The sequence below is a fragment of the Streptomyces sp. NPDC016845 genome (assembly GCF_044332585.1).
Taxonomy (GTDB): Bacteria; Actinomycetota; Actinomycetes; order Streptomycetales; family Streptomycetaceae; genus Streptomyces.
Genome location: NZ_JBIRPI010000001.1, coordinates 91612 through 115085, shown reverse-complemented (window position 1 = coordinate 115085; position 23474 = coordinate 91612). Strand labels below are relative to the sequence as shown.

21 protein-coding genes are annotated in these 23474 nt (G+C 70.5%); 5 read left to right on the top strand and 16 right to left on the bottom strand.

From position 1 onward, the window contains the following. The first annotated feature begins 197 nt into the window (after positions 1-197). Positions 198-428, top strand: a complete 231-nt coding sequence (locus tag ACH4RC_RS00475) for a hypothetical protein (RefSeq protein ID WP_361077104.1) — start codon at positions 198-200, stop codon at positions 426-428. A 95-nt stretch (positions 429-523) separates the two neighbouring features. On the opposite strand, the gene ACH4RC_RS00470 is transcribed toward ACH4RC_RS00475, so the two are convergent. The 7 genes from ACH4RC_RS00470 to ACH4RC_RS00440 all read right to left on the bottom strand — a co-directional run bounded on the left by ACH4RC_RS00470 (position 524) and on the right by ACH4RC_RS00440 (position 12507). Continuing rightward, entirely contained in the window at positions 524-1354 is an 831-nt protein-coding gene (locus ACH4RC_RS00470) for a serine protease (RefSeq protein WP_398193239.1), read from the bottom strand. A 196-nt stretch (positions 1355-1550) separates the two neighbouring features. Continuing rightward, positions 1551-3095, bottom strand: coding sequence for an RNA polymerase sigma factor (locus tag ACH4RC_RS00465; RefSeq protein WP_398193237.1), 1545 nt, complete (start codon positions 3093-3095; stop codon positions 1551-1553). 386 nt (positions 3096-3481) lie between these two features. Further along, positions 3482-4366 (bottom strand): FadR/GntR family transcriptional regulator, encoded by an 885-nt coding sequence (locus ACH4RC_RS00460; protein WP_398193235.1) that lies wholly within the window; start codon positions 4364-4366, stop codon positions 3482-3484. Between the two features lie 237 nt (positions 4367-4603). Beyond that, positions 4604-6886, bottom strand: coding sequence for an ATP-binding cassette domain-containing protein (locus ACH4RC_RS00455; protein WP_398193233.1), 2283 nt, complete (start codon positions 6884-6886; stop codon positions 4604-4606). 309 nt (positions 6887-7195) lie between these two features. Continuing rightward, positions 7196-7966: an NUDIX domain-containing protein gene (locus tag ACH4RC_RS00450; protein WP_398193231.1), complete on the bottom strand. Its 771-nt coding sequence runs from the start codon at positions 7964-7966 to the stop codon at positions 7196-7198. 141 nt (positions 7967-8107) lie between these two features. Continuing rightward, a complete protein-coding gene (locus tag ACH4RC_RS00445) occupies positions 8108-10003 on the bottom strand; it encodes a glycogen debranching N-terminal domain-containing protein (RefSeq protein ID WP_398193230.1) in 1896 nt (631 codons plus the stop codon). A gap of 1103 nt (positions 10004-11106) precedes the next feature. Then, positions 11107-12507: a DUF4192 domain-containing protein gene (locus tag ACH4RC_RS00440; RefSeq protein WP_398193228.1), complete on the bottom strand. Its 1401-nt coding sequence runs from the start codon at positions 12505-12507 to the stop codon at positions 11107-11109. Between the two features lie 134 nt (positions 12508-12641). Here ACH4RC_RS00440 and ACH4RC_RS00435 point away from each other — a divergent pair, with 134 nt between their 5' ends. Both ACH4RC_RS00435 and ACH4RC_RS00430 read left to right on the top strand, forming a co-directional pair. Beyond that, positions 12642-14804 carry a RecQ family ATP-dependent DNA helicase gene (locus ACH4RC_RS00435; protein WP_398193226.1) on the top strand — a complete coding sequence of 721 codons (2163 nt, stop codon included), beginning with the start codon at positions 12642-12644 and terminating at the stop codon, positions 14802-14804. Positions 14805-15020: 216 nt separating this feature from the next. Beyond that, entirely contained in the window at positions 15021-15647 is a 627-nt protein-coding gene (locus ACH4RC_RS00430; RefSeq protein WP_398193224.1) for a hypothetical protein, read from the top strand. Between the two features lie 81 nt (positions 15648-15728). Here ACH4RC_RS00430 and ACH4RC_RS00425 read toward each other — a convergent pair whose 3' ends face one another. From ACH4RC_RS00425 to ACH4RC_RS00415, 3 genes are all read right to left on the bottom strand, one after another. Next, the gene (locus ACH4RC_RS00425) at positions 15729-16343 is read right to left on the bottom strand and encodes a hypothetical protein (protein WP_398193223.1); all 615 of its coding nucleotides are present in this window, start codon (positions 16341-16343) and stop codon (positions 15729-15731) included. 68 nt (positions 16344-16411) lie between these two features. Then, complete coding sequence (locus tag ACH4RC_RS00420; protein WP_398193221.1) at positions 16412-17113, bottom strand: ribonuclease HII; 702 nt, start codon at positions 17111-17113, stop codon at positions 16412-16414. Between the two features lie 51 nt (positions 17114-17164). After that, positions 17165-17791, bottom strand: coding sequence for a TetR/AcrR family transcriptional regulator (locus ACH4RC_RS00415; RefSeq protein WP_398195596.1), 627 nt, complete (start codon positions 17789-17791; stop codon positions 17165-17167). Between the two features lie 145 nt (positions 17792-17936). Here ACH4RC_RS00415 and ACH4RC_RS00410 point away from each other — a divergent pair, with 145 nt between their 5' ends. Further along, on the top strand, positions 17937-19490 hold the full coding sequence (locus ACH4RC_RS00410) for an MFS transporter (protein ID WP_398193220.1): 1554 nt from the start codon (positions 17937-17939) through the stop codon (positions 19488-19490). Between the two features lie 49 nt (positions 19491-19539). Here ACH4RC_RS00410 and ACH4RC_RS00405 read toward each other — a convergent pair whose 3' ends face one another. From ACH4RC_RS00405 to ACH4RC_RS00380, 6 genes are all read right to left on the bottom strand, one after another. Beyond that, entirely contained in the window at positions 19540-20475 is a 936-nt protein-coding gene (locus ACH4RC_RS00405; protein WP_398193219.1) for an ADP-ribosylglycohydrolase family protein, read from the bottom strand. Between the two features lie 12 nt (positions 20476-20487). Further along, a complete protein-coding gene (locus ACH4RC_RS00400; RefSeq protein WP_398193217.1) occupies positions 20488-21147 on the bottom strand; it encodes a histidine phosphatase family protein in 660 nt (219 codons plus the stop codon). A 159-nt stretch (positions 21148-21306) separates the two neighbouring features. After that, complete coding sequence (locus tag ACH4RC_RS00395; RefSeq protein WP_398193215.1) at positions 21307-21912, bottom strand: YdbC family protein; 606 nt, start codon at positions 21910-21912, stop codon at positions 21307-21309. 34 nt (positions 21913-21946) lie between these two features. After that, the gene (locus ACH4RC_RS00390) at positions 21947-22474 is read right to left on the bottom strand and encodes an arylamine N-acetyltransferase (RefSeq protein WP_398193213.1); all 528 of its coding nucleotides are present in this window, start codon (positions 22472-22474) and stop codon (positions 21947-21949) included. Then, entirely contained in the window at positions 22465-22569 is a 105-nt protein-coding gene (locus tag ACH4RC_RS00385) for an arylamine N-acetyltransferase (RefSeq protein WP_398193211.1), read from the bottom strand. The genes ACH4RC_RS00390 and ACH4RC_RS00385 overlap by 10 nt, the downstream gene beginning before the upstream one ends. 3 nt (positions 22570-22572) lie before the next feature. Continuing rightward, positions 22573-22629, bottom strand: a complete 57-nt coding sequence (locus tag ACH4RC_RS00380) for a hypothetical protein (RefSeq protein ID WP_398195593.1) — start codon at positions 22627-22629, stop codon at positions 22573-22575. Between the two features lie 260 nt (positions 22630-22889). Here ACH4RC_RS00380 and ACH4RC_RS00375 point away from each other — a divergent pair, with 260 nt between their 5' ends. Further along, the gene (locus tag ACH4RC_RS00375) at positions 22890-23429 is read left to right on the top strand and encodes a TerD family protein (protein WP_398193210.1); all 540 of its coding nucleotides are present in this window, start codon (positions 22890-22892) and stop codon (positions 23427-23429) included. The last annotated feature ends 45 nt before the right edge of the window (positions 23430-23474 follow it).

Sequence of the window (23474 nt, the reverse complement as noted above, 5' to 3'; positions counted from 1 at the left end):
AGCCGGGGAGGACCGACCTGACAGAACGCGCGAACCCGTACACGTAAGAGACGCAATACGGCACATTCGCCGCCACCCGGCAACACACAGCCGGTCTCGAAGAAAATTTTCGAGGAAAAGCCGCGAGCGGGAACGTTTTCGGCCTGGTTGGATGTTGACCCTGGTACGACAGCTCGTCGAGCTAGAGAAGAGGCGACGTGACTACTGTTCTGACCCCCGCGAGCCCCCTGACGGCCGCTGACCGCTGCGACCGTTGCGGCGCCCAGGCGTACCTGCGCGTCGTGCTGTCCAGCGGTGGTGAACTGCTCTTCTGCGCCCACCACGGTCGCAAGTTCGAGCCGGAACTCAAGAAGATCGCCGCTGAAATACAGGACGAGACGGAGCGGCTCACCGCCGTTCCGGCAAGCGCCGAGACCGAGGAACGCTGACGCCTCGCACCCACGACGAGCCAGCTCCGGCACCAGGCCGGTGATCGGGCGGTCTCCCCCCACCCGGGGAGGCCGCCCGTCCTCGTATCCACACGTCAGCCGTGCTGCTGCATCACCTTCACCACGTCCGATGCCCGGGTGTAGACACCAGGGCTCTTGGGACGCCCACAGCCGCTCCCCCAGGAGACCAGGCCGACCAGCTTGCCCTTGGCGACCAGCGGGCCGCCGCTGTCGCCCTGGCAGGCGTCCTTGCCCCCCTCCAGCTCCCCGGCGCACAGCATCGTCTCCGCGATGTACTTCCCGTCCGCGCTGCCGGGGTACGCCTTCTCGCAGACGTCGTCCGCCAGCACCTTCACCTGGGCGGCACGCAGCGTGTCCGCATAGGCACCGGCCCCGGTCGTGTCGCCCCACCCGTAGACGCTCGCGTCCGTCCCCGGCGCGTAGGCAGGATCGCCCTCCGCCGCCATCGGGAGCACGTCTCCCGCGGGCAGCGGCTTGGACAGGGTGAGGACCGCCACATCGCCGGAGTTGGTACGGGCGTCGTACTCCGGGTTGACGTACTCGCTGCTCAGCGGGATCTCGGCCCCCTCCGACGTCCGCAGATCCGTCCGGCCTGCGATCACCTTGAGGTCGCTGACCCTGGTGCGCGGCACCCCGAGCACTTCCTCGCTCATACAGTGCGCCGCTGTGATGACCGTGGAGCGGCCGACGACCACGCCTCCGCAGAACTGCCCCGAGCGCGCTCCGCCGAACCGGTCACGGCTGGAGAGCGCGACCACCCACGGGTGGTCGGACGTCTTGACGGGGCTGCCGCCGATGATCACTTCATCAGCGGCCGCGGGGGCCGACGGCGCCAGGGGCAGCACGGCCGCTGCGACCAGCACGGCCAGCGGCACGGTCAGCGCTCCGGTGAATGGACGACGCATACAATCTCCTCACTCTAGGTTGTTATGAAACACCTAGAGTGATTGAGCCGTGCGCTCGCCGCACCGCGAGGATCTTTCCTGAAACGCGTACCGGAGCACGTACGAGAGCGTGTACGACAGAGGCCCGGCACGTTCCCCGAGCGGGGAACGTGCCGGGCCTCTGCAGAGCCGCACAGGGGCTCCGGCCGGGCGTCGACTAGTCGAGGTAGTCGCGCAGGACCTGCGAGCGGGACGGGTGGCGCAGCTTCGACATCGTCTTGGACTCGATCTGGCGGATGCGCTCACGCGTGACGCCGTAGACCTTGCCGATCTCGTCGAGGGTCTTCGGCTGACCGTCGGTGAGACCGAAGCGCATGGAGACGACGCCCGCCTCGCGCTCCGAGAGCGTGTCGAGCACGGAGTGCAACTGCTCCTGCAGGAGCGTGAAGCTGACGGCGTCGGCCGGGACCACGGCCTCGGAGTCCTCGATGAGGTCACCGAACTCGCTGTCGCCGTCCTCGCCGAGCGGGGTGTGCAGGGAGATGGGCTCTCGGCCGTACTTCTGGACCTCGATGACCTTCTCGGGGGTCATGTCGAGCTCCTTGGCCAGCTCCTCCGGGGTGGGCTCACGGCCCAGGTCCTGGAGCATCTGGCGCTGCACGCGCGCGAGCTTGTTGATGACCTCGACCATGTGCACCGGGATACGGATGGTGCGGGCCTGGTCGGCCATCGCGCGCGTGATCGCCTGACGGATCCACCACGTGGCGTACGTGGAGAACTTGTAACCCTTGGTGTAGTCGAACTTCTCGACCGCGCGGATCAGACCGAGGTTGCCCTCCTGGATGAGGTCCAGGAAGAGCATGCCGCGGCCGGTGTAGCGCTTGGCCAGGGAGACCACCAGGCGGAGGTTGGCCTCCAGAAGGTGGTTCTTGGCGCGGCGGCCGTCCTCGGCGATGATCTCCAGCTCGCGCTTGAGCTTGGGGGCGAGCTTGTCGGCGTTGGCCAGCTTGTCCTCGGCGAAGAGACCGGCCTCGATGCGCTTGGCGAGCTCGACCTCCTGCTCGGCGTTGAGCAGCGGGACCTTGCCGATCTGCTTGAGGTAGTCCTTGACGGGGTCGGCGGTGGCGCCGGCGGCCGCGACCTGCTGCGCGGGCGCGTCGTCCTCGTCGTCGTCGGACAGGACGAAGCCCTGGCCCTCCTCGGCGGGCTCGCCTTCGCCGGCCTTGGCCGTACCCGGGGTCTCCTCCGTGGCCTCGTCCTCGAGAAGCTCGTCGTCCTTCTTGCCGGCCGTCTTCTTGGCGGTGGCCTTCTTGGCGACGGTCTTCTTCGCGGTGGCCTTCTTGGCGACCGTCTTCTTGGCAGTGGTCTTCTTGACCGACTCGGCTTCCTCGGCGCCGACCTCGGGGGCCGTCGGCTCCGGAGCGGTCGTGGCAGCGACCTTCTTGGGGGTGACCGTCTTGGCCGCGACAGTCTTGGTGGCGGTGCGCTTGACCGGACTCTTGGCTGCGACGCTCTTTCGAGGACGCTTGGGCTCAGCGGCACTGACCATCAGCGTCACACCCTCTTCCTCGAGGATCTGGTTGAGGCTGCGCAGAACGTTCTTCCACTGAGTGGCCGGAATCTGGTCGGCTTCGAACGCACGGCGCACGTCATCGCCTGCGATCTGGCCATCAGCCTTTCCCCGCTCAATGAGCGCCATGACAGAGACGGACTCGGCGATCTCCGGCGGGAGCGTACGGGATGTGCTGGCCGACACGAACAACCTCTCGGAACGTTGGAAAACGGCTTCCGGCCCCGTCCTGTGTGGACCGGAGCCGACGACCGACGACTTGGGGATGGGCCGACGGCGCGGGCGGGGGCCGGGGAGATGGACAGCGCCTCGTACGGCTGCTGTATTCCCTCCTCGGCTGTCACCTCTTAGGTCATCGCGTTGCTCCGTGGAGCGTTACGCCCAATCTGCGTGGCCCGAGTCACACCCCGTAATTGGTCAAAAACCTACGTACCCAGTCAGATCAGGTCAGGGTATGGGCGACGCACCCACACGGCCGATCCGCCGGACAGCGCCCGCCTACGCGCGCGTGGCGCCCAGCGGGCGCCGTCCGGCGACACCAGGTCCGTACTCCTCGTTCCGCCGCGGAACCGGGACGGTCAGTGCTCACGTGGCGCGGGCACCACACGCTCGACATCGGGGTGGACCAACAGCAGCTGGCGCATGGCCGCCTCGGCGCCGGACCCGTCGCCCGTGGCGAGCGCCTCGGCGATGCGCGCGTGGTGCGCGACGGCAGCCTCGTTCGGCCGGTCACAGCCGGTGACGGGTCCGCCGGAGACCTGGAGGGCGGCGGAGACGATGCCGGCGAGGTGCTCCAGCATGCGGTTCCCGGCGAGCTGGATCAGCAGCGAGTGGAACTCAGCGTCGGCGCGGGAGAACGTGATCGAGTCCCCTTGCGTGAGCGCGTGCCCCATGATCTCGACCATGTCGACGAGGCGCTGCTGCACGTCCTCGCGGCCGTGCCCGGCGGCGAGACGCGCGGCGAGCGGCTCGATCGTCCAGCGCATCTCGCTCAGCTCACGGCGCTGGTCGTCGCGCTGCGGCCCGAAGGCGCGCCACTCGATGATGTCGGGGTCGAGCAGGTTCCAGTCACTGACGGGGCGCACGCGCGTGCCGACGTTCGGCCGGGCGCTGACCAGGCCCTTGGCCTCGAGGACGCGCAGGGACTCGCGGACGACGGTGCGGGACACCTCGAAGCGCTGGCCGATCTCCTCGGGCACGAGCGGCCGGTCCGCGCCGAGGTCGCCGGAGACGATCATCTGCCCCAGTTGCTGGACCAGTTGGCCATGCAGACCGCGGCCCCGGCTGCCCGCGGCGCGCCGGCCCACGCGGCCGAGATCCTGGTCCGGGCCGTCCCAGACGGGGGCGCCGACGCGGTCGGCGCCCGGTCCCGTGTAGGGGTAGCGGTCGAGTTCGCCCGGTCCGACGAGGCCTGAGTCGGCGGAGCGGGCGGCGGTCATCATGGTGTGCGCAAGGGTACTCACGGAATGAGTTGTCGGCTCCGGCCCCAACTCCCTTGAGGTCTTTGGTGAAAAGCACACGAAAGGGTGATCTCCCCCCTCGCTGCAATTGACGCCTTATCGGAAAGAAGCGGACGAAACAGGGGGAGTTGTGTGCAGCGGCAGCGCTGAGGGCGTCCGGTGTGCAACATGGCGCCGCGTCCGGTGTGGCGTCTGCTCCGGTCCCTGGCACGGTCGACGGTTGCCAGGGACCGGTCGGAGTCATCGCATCCTGGGACGCAGCACCACGAGCAGATAGACGCAGAGCAGAGCGCCGAGCGACAACATCATTGCGCCGCCCACGGGTTCGGCGAGCAGTCGCAGGGCCCCGGCGACGAAGCGCTCCGCGCCGAATGGCCAGTGCACCAGGGCGAGGTCGCGCAGCCTCGCGGGAAGCCCGGAGGCCGTTCGCACAGACGGCCCTTCGAGCGCCTTTTGTACGAGCGGCATGACGACGATGGGGACGGCCACCACGGCTGCGAGCCCTGCCACGGTGGAGCGAAAGACTCCGGATGCGAGCACCCCCGCCCATCCGCACGCGACGACGAGCGCGAGCCAACTCGCCGTCAACGTGGACCAGTCGACGGGAACTTCCGTGAGCTCCGATCCGTATACGAGGTGGAGCAGCGCGGTGTCGCAGCCGACGACAAGGCCGGCCATGAGGACAGCGGTCGCCGCGCTGACGAGCAGTTTGCCGGCGAGCAGCCCCAGTCGCCGGGGGACGGTGCCGCGGTCCGCCGCGAGCGCGGGGTGACGGAATTCGTCACCGAAGGCGAACGCGCCGAGCAGCCCTGCACCGAGGGCGGCGGGCGGCAGGGGCAGTTCCTGTGGCCAAGCGGCGAGCAGGCGGGGCTGCGGCGTGTGTCCGACGCGGGCGAGCAGTACGGACAGGACTGCAGAGACGGCCAGCACGAGCCCGACGGTGGCGTAGCCGGTCGGGATACCGGTGACCCGGCGCAGCTCGTAGCGGATGGGGCGCAGGGGGCTGCGGGCGGGGTGGACGGTGATGGGGGGTGGGAGCGGGGAGAGGGATGTGATGGGTCGCGGGGGCCGCGGGGCGTCGGAGGCGTCGTGATCGGGGGTCACGGCACGGGCGGACGTGTCGACGAGAGGGATGAACGTGCTGGTCCGGGGGCTCGGGTCCGGGCTGGTGGCGGGGGGCGCTGGGGTGCCGGTGAGGGTGGTAGGGAGCACTGGCGCGGTTCCGTTCGCCAGTGCTGACGCGTTCGTGGGTGCTGGCGCGTTCGTGGGTGGTGACGCGTTCGTGGGTGGTGACGCGTTCGTGGGTGGTGACGCGTTCGCCGGTGGTGACGCATTCGCGGGGGTAGTCGCTTTAGGGGTGGCGCGCGGGGGCGTCTGCACGGGGGCGGTGGACTGCTCGGGCGGAGCGGTTGCCTGCGGGGGCTTGGTTCCCTGCGTGGGTGCGGCCGTGGTGGGTCGATTCGGTGTGGCGGGCCGTGCCGGTTCGGTGGGCTGCATCACGGTGGTGGTCTGCTGTCCTGGAGTCGCCGGTTGCCCCGCAGTGGTGGGCTGCATCGCAATGGTGGGCTGCCCCAGAGAGGTGGGCTGCTCGGGCCCGGCGACGGTCGGGGGTGGAGTGTTGCCGGGCGGTAGGGGGCGCGGCGTCGTGGGGCCCGCGTCCCCGGTCTCGTCGGCGATCTGGTGGACCAGGATGCCGTGCCGGAATGCCGTCTCTCCGACTTCCGCGCAGGTGCTGCCGTACACGAGGAGGTGGCTGCCGTCCTCGGTGACCACTTCGACGGTGCGCTTGGCGGCGCGTGCCTCTTTGGTCAGCAGGACGCCTAGGCGCGCCGCGTACGGGCTGCGGACGGCGATCCGGGGCCGCAGTCGCGTGCGCGCGAAATCGGTGGCGTCCTGGTCCGCGAGCACGCGGCCCTCGACGAGCGTGACGACGCGGTCCGCGGTACGCGCCGCCTCCCTGGCATCGTCCGTGGTGAACAGGATCGTGCCGCCGAGCCCCGCGTGCGCGCGCAGGATGCCGTGCAGCCACTTGTTCTCTCGGATCGACAGTCCGTCGGCGGGGCCGTCGAGCACCAGCGTATGCGGGTCCGCGAGCAGAGCGCAGGCGAGGCCGAGCCGCCGGTCCATGCCGCGGGACAGGGTACCGAGGCGCTCGTCCCGCAGACTCACCAGGCCCACGGCTTCTAGGACTTCGTCCGCGCGCAGGACCGGCACCCCGGCTGCGGCGCAGATCATGCGCAGGTGGCCTCGGACCGTGCGGGCCGGATGGCCGGGCACTTCACCGAGCAGAACTCCCACCTCGCGCGCGGGGTGGTGTACACGGTGCAGAGGGCGGCCTCTGAAGTAGGTGATGCCACGGCCTTGTTGCAACTCGAGCATGAGCCGCACGACGGTCGTCTTTCCGGCTCCTCGATCACCGAGCAGCGCAGTGACACGGCCCGTTCGCGCGTCGAAGGACACGTCGTCGACCGTGGGCCGGCGCTCCTTACGGGCGTTGCTGGTCAGTCCGATGGCCTGGATCATCGCTTCTCTCGCAGGATGGGCGACCGCCCGGCGGCCGGGGCCCGTCCACCGCTCGGGCGGCGGGCGAGCCTCGTGGGTACTTCAGCAAGATAACGCGCTAATTCCGGCTTTTCGGGCAGGAAGCGGGCGCAGGCGTCCGCAAAGTCGTGCGCGTCTTACGGAGGACCGGCCTCCTCGCACCGATGTGCGCGAAGGGAACCGTTGATCGGCCTGCGCCTCGGCCTCGCGCAACGGACGTGCCGAGCGATACTTGCTGGCGCGCAACGCCCCAGTTGAGCGCACGAGTTGAGGCGACCCGACGTGCTTGGGTCAGACTTCCGGGCGCAGCATCGGCGGGTTGAGCAACGTGGCGCCGCCCGCCCGGAAAAGCTGGGCGGGCCGGCCGCCCTGGCGTGTGGTGGTGCCCCCGGTCGGCACGAGGAACCCCGGTGTTCCGGTGACCTTGCGGTGGAAGTTGCGCGGGTCCAGGGCGACACCCCAGACCGCTTCGTAGACGCGGCGCAACTCCCCGACCGTGAACTCCGGCGGGCAGAACGCCGTGGCGAGCGACGAGTACTCGATCTTCGATCGGGCCCGTTCGACCCCGTCCGACAGGATCCGCGTGTGGTCGAACGCGAGCGGTGCGGCCAGCTCGCTCTCCCTGCCCTCGCGCTCGTACCCGTCCTGGTTCAGCAACTCCTCGACCGGAGACCAACGGGCGCTGTGCGCGTCGCCGCCCGCTCGCGGCGCCGGCAGGTCGGGCGCGAGGGCGAGGTGGGCGACGCTCACCACACGCATACGGGGGTCACGCTTCGGGTCGCCGTAGGTCCCCAGCTGTTCCAGGTGCGCCCCGTTGTCCTGGGCGGGCGCGTCCGCGTCGTGGGCGCACAGCCCCGTCTCCTCGGACAGCTCGCGCGCGGCCGCCGCGTTCAGGTCCTCGTCGTACCGTACGAACCCTCCGGGCAGTGCCCAGCGCCCCTGGAACGGCGGCTCCCCGCGGCGCACCACCAGCGCGCACAGCGCGTGTCGGCGCACTGTGAGCACGACCAGGTCGACGGTGACAGCGAAGGGCGGGAAGGCCGACGGGTCGTAGGGCGACATGCGACGATCATAGTCGTCTGCCTGACGATAAACACTCCCTTCACTCGTTGCTTTCCCGCTTCATGACCGCTCCCTGGCCGTCGGCCGGCCGCTCCAGGGCCGGGTCAGGGGCAGCCCTCGGAGCGTCCGGGGCCCGCTCGCTCACACGCCCAACTGCAGAACGTCCGCCGCCTCCTCGACCATCGCGAGGCCGAGTCGGCTGACCCGTACGGAAAAGGCGTGGCCCGCCACGCGGAGCCCTGTCAGGCCGATCTCGCCGAGCGGCGCGCTGCTCATCGGAGCCAGTGTCACCGCCCCCGCAGGTGCGTCCGGACGGATGCCCGCGAGCGTGGCCAGAAGGTGTACCCCGGCCGCCGCGGCGACGGCAGCCGGTCTGCAGGCGGCAGGGTGCGGCAGTGGAGCACCGCCCCGCACGCGCTGCTCCCCCGCGTACATCTCCGGCAGCCGGTACTCGAACGTCTCGGCGGCTGCCAGAAACCCGCCAAGTAGGGAGGACGCCTCCTTCTCGTACCCGGCGGCGGCCAGACCGGCTACGGCGATCGCGGTCTCCTGCACCCGTACGGCTCCCGCTCGATGTCCGAACGGGTTGTACGAGGCCTCCTTCGTACCGAGCGTTCGCAGCCCCCAGCCGGAATCCAGGTCGGGGCTGCTCAGCAGGCGCGCGAGCTGCTCGGTCTGCACCTTGTCGAGCAAGCCCGGCGCGAAGGCACCCGCTCCGAGCAGCCCGGTGTCCAGAAGGTGGGCGGAGCCGCTGCCGAGGTGCGTGATCGGGCGGCCGTCCGCGGTCCGCGCGGCGGCGGGTCCGCCGCCGGTCCTGTCGTCGACCCAGAAGTCTTGCCGAAACCGCAGCCTCAGCTCGCTCGACCACTGCCTCAGCTCCACAGCCCCGGGTCTGCCGTACGCGTCGAGCAGCTCGGCGCCGAGGACGGCGGCGCGGTGGGCATGGGCCTGCGTCTCGCAGCGCAGGGGTGCTCCCGGTCCGGGATCGGACAGGTACGTGCCCGCACCGGTCGCGGCGCGCAGCCATTGCAGGCACCGCTCCGCCGCAGGAATCAGCTGGGCCACTTCCCGCTCGGGGAGCCCCCAGCGACGTGCTTCGGCCAGTAGCACGGGGAACTGGAGCGTGGCCTCGATGCCGGTACAGCTCGGGGGCAGTCGGGCGCCCATGTGCCGCATCGGTCCCGGGAGGCGCCCGAAGTCCCGGCCCGGCGCGTGTCGTTGTGTGCGGGCGAGGGCACGCAACGTGCTGCCGGCGAGACGCGTTCCAAGAGGCAGCACCATTCTGGCAGCGGCCAACGCCTCGGCCGGCGCCATGCCGCAGCGCCAGGGCGCTCCTGCTGCCACGTACACGTCCGACGGATGCGCGGGGTCCCACAGCAGGAGCGCCCGCAGGTCGTCGATGCAGGTGCGCAGCAGCGGCCCCACGCGCGGGTCGTCCCCTTCAGCCTGGGCCACGGCGAACGGGACGACCGTGTTGCGTCCTCGGGTTCTGCTCGCCCCTCCCCCGTCCGCTCGCACGCGCAGTTCCACCGTGCGGGTGCCGCCCGGGGGCAGCTCGAACTCCCAGCGAAGCAGCCCTGCGGAAGCCAGCGCGTCCGTGGGCGGCGGATGGGCTGTGACCAGGGTGTGGCCTGCGGAGGACGACCATCGCATCCCCCCGTCATGCACCGTCGCGGGCAGTTCCCTGCCCGGATTCCCAGCGGCTACCGCGCCCAGTTCTGCCAGGTCCGTGCCGAGCGCCACCTCCAGGGGGACCCGCAAGGGTCTCGAGGCCGAACTGTGCAGGGCGATGCGTTCCGTACCGTCGGCGTGCCGGATCCTCTCCACGAGCACGTCCGGGTCGGGCCCCGCGTCCGGCGCCGCCCGCACCGCGCCCACGAACCGGGCGCGATCGGCCGCGACCATACGGGCCCCTACGGCGATCGGCTCCCGGCCCGCCACCTGGACCCGGCAGCGCGACAGCAGCCGCCGCCCACCTCGGTAGAAGCCTTCGAGCCCCTGTCCGGTCAGTTGTCCGTGCTCGGCGGAGATGGCCATGGCCGGAAGGGCAACGCAGATCAGTATCCGGTGGACGGGAGGCAGCTCCGAGGCGGGTCTCGGCGTTGAGGCCGGTTGCCTCGACATGGTTCGCGAGGGGGCGGTAGCTGGTCGGCGGGTCGGTTGCAGCAAGGGGCGTCGGTCGGGCGAAAGAGGCCGGGCCGACCGGTCCTGGCGGAGCTGCGGTGGGTCGAGGGCCGACGGGGTACGGCTGTGCTCGAGCTTCGGAGTGCTGGGGTCCCGCGGGAGCCGCGGTGGGGAGCTGCCCCGGTGAGGTAGCGGGAGGTCCGGCTTCTTGCGGAGCTCCGACGGGCCGGAGTATTGCGAGGGCTCCGACAGGTCGGGCGTCTGAGAGGGCCAGGAGGACGTGGAACCGTGGTCTGGCACTGGCAGAGTCGCATCCCGGTCACTTCCCGACGGAACCGGAGTCTGCCCGTGTCCTGACGCATTGGCGTCCTGCTCGCACCTTGGCGGGCCGAATTTTCGTTCGTACCCCGTCGCGCCAGAATCCTCGCTGGATGGCGGCGGCCCAGCGCCCAGCACAGGGCTGACCGCGTGATCGGCTGGCTCATCCCGAGGGACCCCCTTCCGGGCAGCCCCCGCCGTCGGCTGCCCTGAGACGTCCGCTGTCACGGTGACCGCCTGTCCGCCGGCCCGGCCGCCTGCGAGGTGCGCGCAGTCGGACTCCGCCTTGACCGGGCCTCCCGGCCGCTCCGTGCCGCGTCGGCCGGACGCACAGCCCGGCCGCCGCGAAACTCCGCGCAAGTAGCGCCCAAAGCCAACGCCCCATCCCCCGATCCACCCACAGCCACAGCCACACGCACGACCCGCGCCGCGCGCCCCCGAAGCCCGTACCAGCCGGTCCGCCGACAACAACAAGGTCCTTCGTCCACGACGGGCCTTCGCTGCAACTCCCGCATCAGGCGCCTCCCTTGTCACGCGGTCGCCGACAGCTTCGGCGCCCTGCCTGGCTGCTGAACGCGCCGACGAAGTCCTGCCGCCGTTGCCTGCACCCGGATGAACGGAGCCGCCCCGTCGCAAGTAACGCCACAGTGGGGCGAACCACCCGCCTTCTGGGCGGTGGGCCCGCGCCGCGGCGCTGTTCACCCCTCGTCCCGGGTGCGCTGCCTGTTGACGCGGCGGCTGCCGGAAGGCCGTCGCGGTGCCCGCGCCCCGGCCTGCGCTGGACGGGTCCCCGCGCGTGGGCGGCGTTCGCCGCGACGCCGCAGCGCGGCTTCCAGACCACGGGCCGCCCGGGAAGCTCCGGCGTCCGTCGCGGTGTCGGCACCACCGGTCCCCGCCTCCTCCACGGCGTCGCCGCCACCCGGCGCAGACTCCGGGACCCGCGCTTCCGAGGCCGCGTCGGCGCTCTCTTCCCGGCCTGCCCGCTGTCCGCGCAGCGACCGCCGTACCGGCTCCGGGTCGACGCCGTCGGCCCTCGCCGCGTTGAGGAGCCGGGCGAAGACGTAGCGCGGGTCGACGGTGAGGGCCATCTCGAGTGCCTGGTCCGTCTCGACGGTGTCGCCTAGTGACCAGGCGATCCAGCCGGCGAGGGACAGGGGCGCCGCGGCGTACTCCCCGTAGGGGCCGACGCAGCGGCGTGCCAGTGCCCTCCACAGACGAAGCGCGCAGTCGGCTTCCGCGCCTTCCATCCACTCGGCCGCCCGATCCCTGGTCTCCCGGTCCTGAAGACCGAGGATCAGCGTGGCGGCTTCGTCGTGGGCCAGCAGTTCGTCGTCCCTGAGGTCGGCCTCCAGATCCGCGTCCTCGCCAGGCGCGTCCAAGAGGCGGCGCATGACGCGACGGGCGAGGTCGAGGGTCTCCGCCTCCACCTCCTCGCGGGAGACACCGGCGAAGATCCTCGGCACGAGCTCCATCGCGGCCGCGTCCAGCGCCCGCGTCTGCTCCGCTACGAGCGCTGTCTGCAGCGGGGCCAGACGCGCCCGGACTTCCTGCACCGATCCGCGCACGTGGATGCCGGCGTACGCCGCTGTCGCCGCCATCACCGACGTCTCGCCCGTGTTGATCGGGTTGCCCTCCGGTGGGCAGCACTCGGGGCGCGGGCAGCAGTAGGACCAGTACCTGCCGTTCGCGAGGCACAGCGCTTCCGTGACGGGCACGTCCAGGCAGCCGCACGCGGTGCGCAGGAGCTGGGCGAAGGGGCGCAGCCGCTCCATGACCCGCTGCGCGGAGTCCGGCGCCATGACCGTCGCGTCCTGGCAGAGGAAGGCGACGACGCTGTCCGGCCTCCCGTCCCGCCGCTCACACTCGCCGATCAGGCAGTGGGCCATCTGCTGCGCCACCGACGGCCAGTCCTCGGGACGCTCGGGAATTCCGAGGCGCACCCGGCCGCCGAAGCGTCCTTTGTGCAGGGCGACGAGGACGACGCTGTCGTCGGGGCGGAACCCGAGCAAGTACGGGAGCGCCTCGGCGAGTTCGCCGGCCGTGCTCAGGGTGATCTTCGCCTGGCCGGTCGCACCGGCGGGCTGGTTGTGATTCGTCATGGGACGACCATGCCGTGAATCGGCACGCTCCGTTTCGGGCTGTGGATAACCTCGATCAGGGACACGACACGAGTTGTCCACAGGTCGCCGCCCTCATTCGCGCGATGTCAGTCCCATCGGGTTGCATAGGGGGCATGAGCAACGAAGATCTGCGGACGGCGGCCGATGCCGTACTCGCGCGCCTGGTGTCCGACCCGACCGGGACGGCCCGCCTGCGCGAGGACCAGTGGCGCGCGATCGAGGCCCTGGTCGCGGAGCACAGACGCGCCCTCGTCGTACAGCGCACCGGCTGGGGCAAGTCCGCGGTGTACTTCGTCGCGACGGCGCTGCTGCGTGAGCGCGGCAGCGGCCCCACCGTGATCGTCTCCCCGCTGCTCGCGCTGATGCGCAACCAGGTGGAGGCGGCGGCGCGGGCCGGCATCCGCGCCCGCACGATCAACTCGTCGAACGTGGAGGAGTGGGACGCCGTACGGGCCGAAGTGGCGGCCGGTGATGTCGACGTGCTGCTGGTCAGCCCCGAACGGCTGAACAACCCGGACTTCCGGGACAATGTCCTGCCGCAACTGGCGGCAGCCACCGGCCTCCTGGTCGTCGACGAAGCGCACTGCATCTCGGACTGGGGACACGACTTCCGGCCCGACTACCGGCGCCTGCGCACCATGCTGGCCGAGCTGCCCCAGGGCGTCCCCGTCCTGGCCACGACGGCGACGGCCAACGCGCGCGTGACGGCGGACGTCGCGGATCAGCTCGGCACCGGCGGCGGCTCGGACGCCCTCGTGCTGCGCGGCCCGCTCGACCGCGAGAGTCTGAGCCTCGGCGTGCTGCCGTTGCCGGACGCCGCGCACCGGCTGGCCTGGCTCGCCGGGCACCTCGACGAGCTGCCGGGGTCGGGAATCATTTACACGCTCACCGTCGCCGCGGCCGAAGAGGTCACCTCCTACCTGCGTCAGTGCGGGCACACCGTGGCCTCGTACACGGGCAAGACGGAGAACGCGGACCGCCAGCAGGCCGAGGAAGACCTGCTGGCGAACCGGGTGAAGGCGCTGGTGGCCACCTCCGCGCTCGGCATGGGCTTCGACAAGCCGGACCTCGGGTTCGTCGTGCATCTCGGCTCCCCCTCGTCCCCGATCGCCTATTACCAGCAAGTGGGGCGCGCGGGGCGCGGCGTCGAGCACGCGGAGGTACTGCTGCTCCCGGGCAAGGAGGACGAGGCGATCTGGCGCTACTTCGCTTCGCTCGCCTTTCCTCCGGAGGAGCAGGTGCGGCGCACCTTGGACGTACTCGCGCAGTCCGACAGGCCGCTCTCGCTCCCGGCCCTCGAACCCTTGGTGGAGCTGCGGCGCTCCCGCCTGGAGACCATGCTCAAGGTCCTGGACGTGGACGGTGCCGTGCATCGCGTGAAGGGCGGCTGGGTCGCCACGGGCAGGCCGTGGACCTACGACACCGAGCGCTATGCCTGGGTCGCGAAGCAGCGTGAGGCCGAGCAGCAGGCGATGCGCGACTACGTCACCACGACCGGCTGTCGTATGGAGTTTCTGCGGCGCCAGCTGGACGACGAGGCGGCGGCGCCCTGCGGACGCTGTGACAACTGCGCGGGCGCCCGCTTCGAAGCCACCGTTCCGCAGGACGCGCTGGACTCGGCCCGGGGAGAACTCGGGCGTCCAGGTGTCGAGGTGGAGCCCCGCAAGATGTGGCCCACCGGGCTCTCGGCCGTCGGCATCGATCTCAAGGGGCGCATCCCGGCGGGCGAACAGGCGGGCGCGGGGCGGGCGCTCGGACGTCTTTCGGACATCGGCTGGGGCAATCGTCTGCGCCCGCTGCTCGCGCCTCAGGCCCCCGACGGGCCGGTCCCCGACGACGTCGCGCGGGCCGTCGTCGAGGTCCTGGCCGACTGGGCCAAGGGACCGGGCGGATGGGCGAACGCGGATCCGGATGCGCAGCCGCGCCCCATGGGCGTGGTCACCCTGGCGTCCCATACGCGGCCCCAGCTCATCGAATCGCTGGGAGCGGGCATCGCTCAGGTGGGCCGCATGCCTCTCCTGGGGCGCATCGAGTACGCGCCGGGCAGCGACACCACCCACATCCCGCGCAGCAACAGCGCACAGCGTCTTCGCGCCCTGGACGGCACCTTGACAGTGCCCGTCGAACTGGCCGAAGCGCTCACACGCGCGGGTGGCCCGGTGCTCCTCGTCGACGACTACACGGAGACCGGCTGGACGCTGGCGATGGCCGCCCGGCTGCTCCGACGGGCCGGAGCCACGGGGGTGTTGCCGCTGGTCCTCGCGGTACAGGGCTGACTGATGCGTCGGAGTCCCCGGCGGTGGGAAAGAACATTGAAGACGCATCGCCAGATACCGGCTCCGGACCGCAATTGCTCGTTGCCGTGCGCCTGCGCGGCGGGAAGAATTGGCAGTGCTCCCCGCGTGGCCCCCTTGACCCGGCAGGGCTGTGCCGCGGCGCGCTTCCCAGTCCGACCTCTGCCCGCGTACGGGCGTCCAGCCGAAGGGAGGACCGTGACCTTCGGATTCGCTCCGTCCTCGGCCGCGTCGATGTCCGCGTCCTTGATGCGCGCCGCTGCCACCGACCGACCGACCAGGCTGCTGGAGCCCGCGGAGTGGGCGGCGGCGGGCATTCCGCTGCTGCGCAGCCCACGTGACGTCGTCAGCGGCCTGCACGCGCGGCACCGGCCGATACCCCGGACCGCCGTGGTGGCCGTTCTCGACCCGGAGGAGCGGCTGAGCGCCAGCGCCTCGTTCACCCGCCGCGAGAGCGGTACCGACGGCTGGACGTTCCGCAACTCCCTGCTCGCGCAGTTGCGCCGGATCATCCCGCACGACCTGCGCCGCCGTACCCCGGTCCGTACGGCGGTCCTGCTGTACTGCCGCGACGGCGACACTCGCTGGACGGAGGAGGACGGGGCCTGGATGTGGGGGCTGCGGGACGCCTGCACGTTGCACGGGCTGCGCTGTGGCGCGTACATCACGATGACGCGCGACGGCTGGCAGGTACTCGGCGAGGGCCGTGGCGGCCGTCGCCCGAGCGTGGGCTCCGTGACGGACATGCTCGGCGGCGAAGGGGAGCCGACGCCACGGACCGGTGGTGCCGCGACGGAGACGCTCCGCCGCGCGGCGGCTCGCTGAAGCCCGCCAGGGCGGCCGCGCACCGGCCTGCCGGACTCCCCGGACACCGTCGAACGGTGCGGGCAGCCGGCAAGCGGCGTGTCAGACTCCGGCGCCCAGCAGCGTGTTCACGCGCTGCGGGTCACCGCACACGATCAGCAGGGCGTCGGCCCGGCCGAGGGCGAGCGGCAGCGCCTGCGTGGTCGCGTCGTCGGCGCCGCCGTTCACGGCGACGACGACCACCGGGCGCGCAGCGGCACGGCCCAGCGCGGAGGCGTCGGCATAGAAGACGTCATCGCGCGCGTCGTGCTGCGCCCAATAGGCGTCCTCACCGAACGACAGCTCGTGCGCGGCCCACGGGTGCGGGTCGCCGGTGGTGATCACCAGCACGTCGCCGGGCGCGCGGCCCGTGTCGAGCAGGAGGTCGACGGCTTCCTCCGCGGCGTCCAGCGCACCGTCGGCCGAGGCCGGGATGAGCTGGACCTGCGGCTGGGCGGCCGAGGTCGAGGGGACGGCGGGGGCCGTCGGTCCCGGCTTCGCGGCGGACACCGACTCGCGCGCGGTGCGCTGAGCGGGCGGTGCGGGCCTTGCGGGACCCGGGCGGCCGGGTCGCGGCGGCGCCGCGGGACGCGGGCCGGGTACAGGGCGAGGGGTCGGCGCGGTGCGGGGACCCTGGGCACTCTCGTGAATCTGAGGCTCCTCGGGAATGAGAGGCATGAGCTGATATCTATCAAACGCGGGTGCGGTTCGCGTCAGCGGGTGGCACATAGATGCGAAGGCAATGGTCAGAAGTCGAAGCCGAGCTGGCCCTCGATCTCCGGAGCGTTCCCCTCCGCCCAACTGCGGGCTTTCTTGAGGTGCCGCCACTGGGGCAGCGCATCAAGATACGCCCACGTGAGCCGGTGGTGCGGGGTGGGCCCCCACTCCTCCAACGCGGCACGGTGCACCGGCGACGGGTATCCGGCGTTGGCCGCAAACCCGAAGTGTGCATGGTCGGTGCCCAGTTCGGCCATCATTTTGTCGCGGCGGACCTTGGCGATCACCGACGCCGCGGCGACAGCGATGCAGGAACGGTCCCCCTTGATCACCGTACGAACCTGCCAGGGCGCACCCAGGTAGTCGTGCTTCCCGTCGAGGATCACCGCTTCGGGCCGCACCGGGAGCGCCTCGAGGGCGCGGGTGGCGGCGAGACGCAGAGCCGCGGTCATGCCCATGGCGTCGATCTCCTCGTGCGAGGCGTGACCGAGGGCATGTGCGGTGACCCAGCTCTCCAGCAGCTCCGCGAGTTCCTCGCGGCGCTTGGGGCTGATCAGCTTGGAGTCGGTGAGCCCCTCCGGCGGGCGCCGCAGTCCTGTGACGGCGGCGCAGACCGTGACCGGGCCCGCCCAGGCACCGCGGCCGACCTCGTCGACACCGGCAACGATCTTGACGCCGGTGCGAGCGCGCAGTGAGCGCTCGACGGTGTGGGTGGGTGGTTCGTACGGCATGGCGGCATACAGCGTACGCCGCCTACGTCACACCTCGACACCGGGTTGGCCTCAGTCCCCGTGGCGCCGGAGCAGGGGGACCATGACCTGGTCGATCATCGCCACCAGATCCGCCTCCCCCCATTCACTTCCGCACACCTTTGAGCGGTACATCATCAGCGCGGGAATGACGTCGCACACCGCATCGCTCACGGCGTCGGGCCGTACCTCGTCCCGCTCGATCCCGCGCTGAAGGACCTTCTTGATCATCTGGACGCTGGGTTCGACGACACCCTCGACGATCACACCATGGAACCGTTCAGCGGTGAATGCATCACATTCGTGAAGCACAGAGCGAATCGCGAATCCGGGGCGTGAATACATGGCCGCCCGCATCTGGCGGCACAGCTCCAACAGATCCTCGCGGACGTCGCCGAGATCGGGAGCGTCCTCCAGCGTGGGCAGCCCCGACTGCAGGGCGTCCACGACGAGGTCCGCCTTCGAGGGCCAGCGCCGGTACACCGCGGCCTTGCCGGTCTGCGCACCGGCGGCCACACCCTCCATGGTGAGGCCGTTCCAGCCGACCGTACTGAGCTGATCGAGCGCGGCGTCCAAGATGGCCCGTTCCAGCACGGGTCCACGCCTGCGCATGGAGGCGGCCGTCTGAGCGGAATCGGCCGTCCAGCGCGAAGTAACCATCGTCATCTCTCCGTTGAGCAGGGCGAGCGGCACGAGACGTACGGCAGCAATCTCAGTGAACGGTTGCGTTCACTGTAGGGGAGTCACTACCGTTGACACGACAGTGAACGGGCTCGTTCACTAAATCGTTCGTGGGGGATCCATAGTGTCAACCTCTCAGTTAACGCACGATCAGAAGCCGGGAAGAGCCCGTCGGGAGGGGCACCCCGGCATCGCTCTCGCCGTCATCGCCGCCTGCCAACTCATGGTGGTCCTCGACGCGACAATTGTGAACATCGCGCTCCCACACATCCAGAACGCCCTCAGCTTCTCTACGACCGACCTCACCTGGGTCGTCAGCGCCTACACGCTCACCTTCGGCGGGCTGCTGCTCCTCGGCGGCCGCGCCGGTGACATCCTCGGCCGCCGCCGGGTCTTCATAGCCGGCATCCTGCTGTTCACCTTCGCCTCCCTGCTGGGCGGACTCGCTCAGGAACCCTGGCAACTGCTGGCCGCGCGCGCCCTTCAGGGCGTCGGTGGCGCGATCGCGTCACCCACGTCACTGGCCCTCATCACGACCACGTTCCCCGAAGGTCCCGAGCGGAACCGCGCCTTCGGAGTCTTCGCCGCGGTCTCGGCGGGCGGCGGCGCCGTCGGCCTGCTGGCCGGCGGCATGCTCACGGAGTGGCTCGACTGGCGCTGGGTGCTGTTCGTGAACGTACCCATCGGCATCCTGATCGCGGTCCTCACGCCCAGATTCATCAGCGAGTCGGAGCGCCACCCGGGACGCTTCGACATATCCGGCGCGCTCACGTCCACGCTCGGCATGGCCTCCCTCGTGTACGGGTTCATACGCGCCGCCGAGGAGGGGTGGCGGGACAACCTGACCCTCGCGTCGTTCGGCGCCTCGGTCGTGCTGCTGCTGTCGTTCGTTGCCATCGAAAGCCGGGCGAAGGAGCCGATCACTCCCCTGAGGATGTTCGCCGACCGCAACCGGTCCGGCACGTACGTGATCATGCTGAGCCTCGCCGCGGCCATGTTCGGCATGTTCTTCTTCATCGTGCTGTTCGTGCAGAACGTGCTGAGCTACTCGCCGATCAAGGCGGGTCTCGCCTTCCTGCCGGTCACGGTGGCGATCGCGATCGGCGCGGGTCTGTCGCAGCGCTTCCTGCCGGTGCTCGGGCCGAAGCCGTTCCTGGCGGGCGGATCGGCCCTCGTGGTGGTCGGGCTCGTCTGGCAGACGTTCATCAGCCCTGGCAGTTCCTACGTGAGCGGGGTCCTCGGGCCGATGCTCATATTCGGCCTCGGGATGGGCCTGAACTTCGTCACGGTGACGCTCACCGCGGTCTCCGGGGTCGCACCGCACGAGGCGGGGGCGGCATCCGGCCTGCTCAACACGACGCAGCAGGTGGGCGGTTCGCTGGGGCTTTCCATCCTGACCACTGTCTTCGGTGCGGCGAGCCGTGACGAGGCGAAGAACCAGGTGGCCGACTTCATGGCTCACGCCACACCGGAGCAGAAGGCCGAGTTCGCCAAGACGCACGAGCTGCCCGCTCCATGGAGTTACGAGGTGCTGGCACACGGCATCTCGACGGCCTTCATACCGGCGGCGGCCATGGCGGTCCTCGCCCTGGCCGTCGCTTTGCTGGTGATCAAAGTCCGCAAGAGCGACCTGGCGGCGCTCTCCGGCACTGCGAGCGCGACGGGGCCTGCGGGCTGAAACCGTGCGGGGTCGTGGGTGCCACTGGACCGCGAGACCCGGTCGGCACTCACGGTGCCGCTGTTCGCGCCGAGATCAGACCGTCACGGCCGGTGCCCCAGTCCGGCAGCGCCTCGGTCCGCTCCAGCCATTCGGCCGGCGGCAGGGCACGCCCGTCCGAAGCGACGATGCCGCCCACGATCGCGCACGTCGTGTCCATGTCTCCGCCGACCTGGGCGGTGCTCCAGAAGGCGTGCTCGAAGTCGTGGAGTCCGCGCGCGGCCGACCACAGGGCGAACGGCACGGTGTCGTGCGCCGTGGTCCGCCGCCCGCACCCGAGCACCGCGGCCACGGTCGCCGGGTCGCCGTAGTCGAGCATGTCCCTGGCCCGGCGCAGTCCCGCTTCGACCGCACTGCGCGGTACGAGCGCGATCACGCCGTCGAGCAGTTCCTGCGGGGTCGGGGGGCCGGCCGGGGTGGCCGCGAGCGCCGCGGCGGCGGCCACCGCCATAGCGCCGACGACGGCTTCCCGGTGCTGATGCGTCGGATATGCCGAGATCTCCGCCTGGTGCGTGGCCTGCTCCGGGTCGTCGGCGTAGTAGGCACCGAGTGGGGCGATACGCATCGCCGCCCCGTTGCCCCACGACCCCTGGCCCTTGAACAGTGCGGACGCCAGCGACCGCCAGTCGCCGCCCTCTCTCACCTGCCGCAGCAGCCTGTTCACCGCAGGTCCGTACCCGCGGTCGAAGTCATGGTGCTCGGCGAACGACCGCGCCAGAGCGTCCTGGTCGATGCGACCGTGCGCGGCCAGGACGGCCGCCACGGAACACGCCATCTCGGTGTCGTCGGTCCACTGCCAGACCCCGTCCGGCACCGCCCGGCGCTTGAGCAGCGGATAGTTCACCGGCACGAAGAACTGCGATCCCAGGGCGTCTCCCACGGACAGTCCGCGCAGACTGGACAGGGCGCGGTCCAAGCGCCTGTCGGGAGAGGAGCCAATGGTCATCGGCCTGCCACTCTATCCGGTGGCCCCGTAGGACCGGGGGTCGCACCACTGTTTGAATGGCCGGTTCATCGCGTACTTCCCGTTCTCCCCGAGAACGAGCATCCGCATCTCGGCGTTCCCGGGATTCGACAGCGACTCGAATTCCGCGACCGTCCAGTGGAACCAGCGCATACAGAACAGCCGCATGGTCAGGCCGTGCGTCACCAGCAGCACGTTCGGCGGATGGTCCGGATGCTCGAAGCTGCGGTACAGGCTCTCCAGGAACGCCCCGACGCGGTCGTACACGTCCGCCCCGGACTCGCCCTGGGCGAAGCGGTAGAAGAAGTGTCCGTAGGCGTCGCGGTAAGCCTTTTGGAGGCGTACGTCGTCGCGGTCCTGCCAGTTGCCCCAGTCCTGCTCCCTGAGGCGGGGTTCCTCGCGCACCCTGACGAGATCGGGGTCGAGCCGGAACGCCTGGAACGTCTCGTGGGTGCGCCGATAGGGCGAGACGTACACGCTCACCCGCTCGCGGCCGAACAGCCCCCGCAGCCCCTTGCCGGTCTCCTCGGCCTGCTGCCATCCGGCCTCGGTGAGCGCCAGGGCATGGTCGGGCTCACGCTCGTACACGGTGTCGTCGGCGTTGCCTTCGGATTCGCCGTGTCGGACAAGAACGATGCGCCGCGGTCGTGCCATGCCCAAACACTAGATCGGTCTGGCCGATTTCGAGCACTCGTACGGGCTCCATCCGGCGGATGTGACGTGTCTCTAGTGTTCTCGAAGTGTCTGAAGCGTTCTCGAAGCGCTTCGCAGGCGCCTCTCCCAGTTGCGCGGCACGCGCGCGTGGTCGCGTGTTCACACCGTCCAGGTCGGCTCGAGCTGCACGATGTCACCGTCGACGGCCTCGATGTCGAGCTCCGTCTCGGCGCGCACGGACAGCCGCTCCACCCGCTGGACCTGGTACTTGCCGTGCTCGCCCGCCGACAGCCACATGGAAAGGACCAGGAACTCGTCGCCCGGCGCCTCCCCGAAGAGACCGCGGACCATGCCCGGCGAGCCGGCCATCGCCGGGTTCCAGACCCTCTGCTGCATCAGCGTGAAGTGCTCGGCCCGCTCGGCCCGCACCTTGCAGTGCGCGACGCGGACGACATCGGCGTCCGTGAAGCGTGCTTCGAAGCCCGTCTTCACGTCGAAGAGGTGGTCGAACAGCTTTGCCTGCATGTCGCGGTAGGTGCCTGTCTGGCCCGCGGCGAGCCGGTCGTGGGTGCGCGCCATGAAGGAGTCGTAGAAGGCACGGCTCTCCCAGAAACCGAAGACATGCGCCACGTCGGGGTGTCTTCTGCTCCAGCCCCCGCCCTGCCCCCGGAACCCCGGCTCCCCCAGGAGCCCCGCCCATTTCCGCTGACCCCGCTCGAACCCCCGACGGTCCACCACGGCGCAGCGAATCCACTTGACCAGCACCGCGCCATCGTACGGCGCGGTGCGTGGCCTGAGGTCACTCTCCGGTGTAGTGCGTGCGCACCGATGCGGAGAGGTCGTCATCGCTCAGCTCGACGCCGAACTCCTGGTCGAGCACCGTACGCAACTCTGTTGCCCGCACGGCCCGTTCGACGCGTCGCCCGTCCGCGTAGGCGATGACGGACGCCTCGCCAGTGAGCATGCGGCGGGCGTCCTCGGTGCCGTACTGCACCACAGGCCGCCTCATGAAGGTGGACCGTGGGTGGCTGGACGTGTAGTGGTTCAGCACCGTGCAGTCGACAGGGTGGCGCTCCTCCAGGGTGAACGCGTACACGTCGTGCCAGTCGTCGGGCCGCCTGCCGCCCAGCACCCAGACGTCCTCGCCCTCCTTGACGATGCCGAATTCCCACGCTCCTTGTGTTACCTGTTGCCCGTCGCGAAGCAGCAGCGGCTCCCGCAGCCCCGCCGCGCCGAACCCGACGTCGCAGAGCCATTCCTCGTCGTCGACCTGTACGCGCGTCAGCATGTGGGTCATTGGGCGCAGGGACGTGGTGTTCAACCGCACGCGGGCGCCGAGGCCCCGGACGGCGAACCCGATGCGCTCACGGCGGCGAACAGCAGGTTGCGTTCGTAGCAGTAGCCGCCGCGTCGCTTGTGCACCAGCTACTCCTGCACCGCGGGCAGGTCGAGGGGGACCGGCCTGCCCAGCATCAGTTCCAGGTTCTCGAACGGGGACGCCGCCAGGTGGGCACGGTGCAGGGCGCGCAGTGTCTCCGCGTCCCGCTCCGGATCACCCTCGAAGCCGATCCGCTCCAGCTAGGCCTCGCTGCTCAGTTCTTCCGCGTTCCAGGTCATGGATCAATGATCGATGCGGCGGCCGCTCCTACCGCCCCGTTCTCGGACGGCACCCGCCACGCTGTGTCAGTGGGAGGACGTAGCGTGTTCGTAGCAAGCAACATCACGTCACAGAGGGGGAGTTCGTGAGCAGTCTCCGCAAGGGGATCGAGCGGGTCGAGGTCGGCCTGAAATGGGACCCCAGCCCGTTGGGCTCGCCCCCGCACGACCTGGATCTCGTCGCCGGGACATACACCGGTGAGGACCCGCACGGCAGCCCCGCCTACCTGGTCCACTTCGACAGCCGCTCCCCCGACGGGACCATCCACCTCGACCGGGACAGCAGGACGGGTCAGGGCTTCGGGTTCGACGAGGTGATGAGCCTCGAGCTGGAGCGGCTCTCGCCCACGTACGCGCGCGTGCTGGTCGGCGTCGTCCTCCAGCAGAACGAGCGGCAGGAGCGGACCCTGGTCTTCGGCGACGTGTCGAACACCGCGGTGCGCATCCGCAAGGGCTACACCGATCTGTCGCAGCACGACCTCTCGGCGGTGGCAGGCAACTCTGCGGCCACACTCGGCGAATTCGCCCGGGGCGCCGACGGCGAGTGGTCGTTCCGTGAGGTGATACGCGGCTTCGACGGTGACCTCACCACGTTCGCCGCCGCGATGGGCGCCCTCGATCGGTAGCTACGCCGGAGGGGCGGCGGGACCGTACGGTCCCGCCGCCCCTCC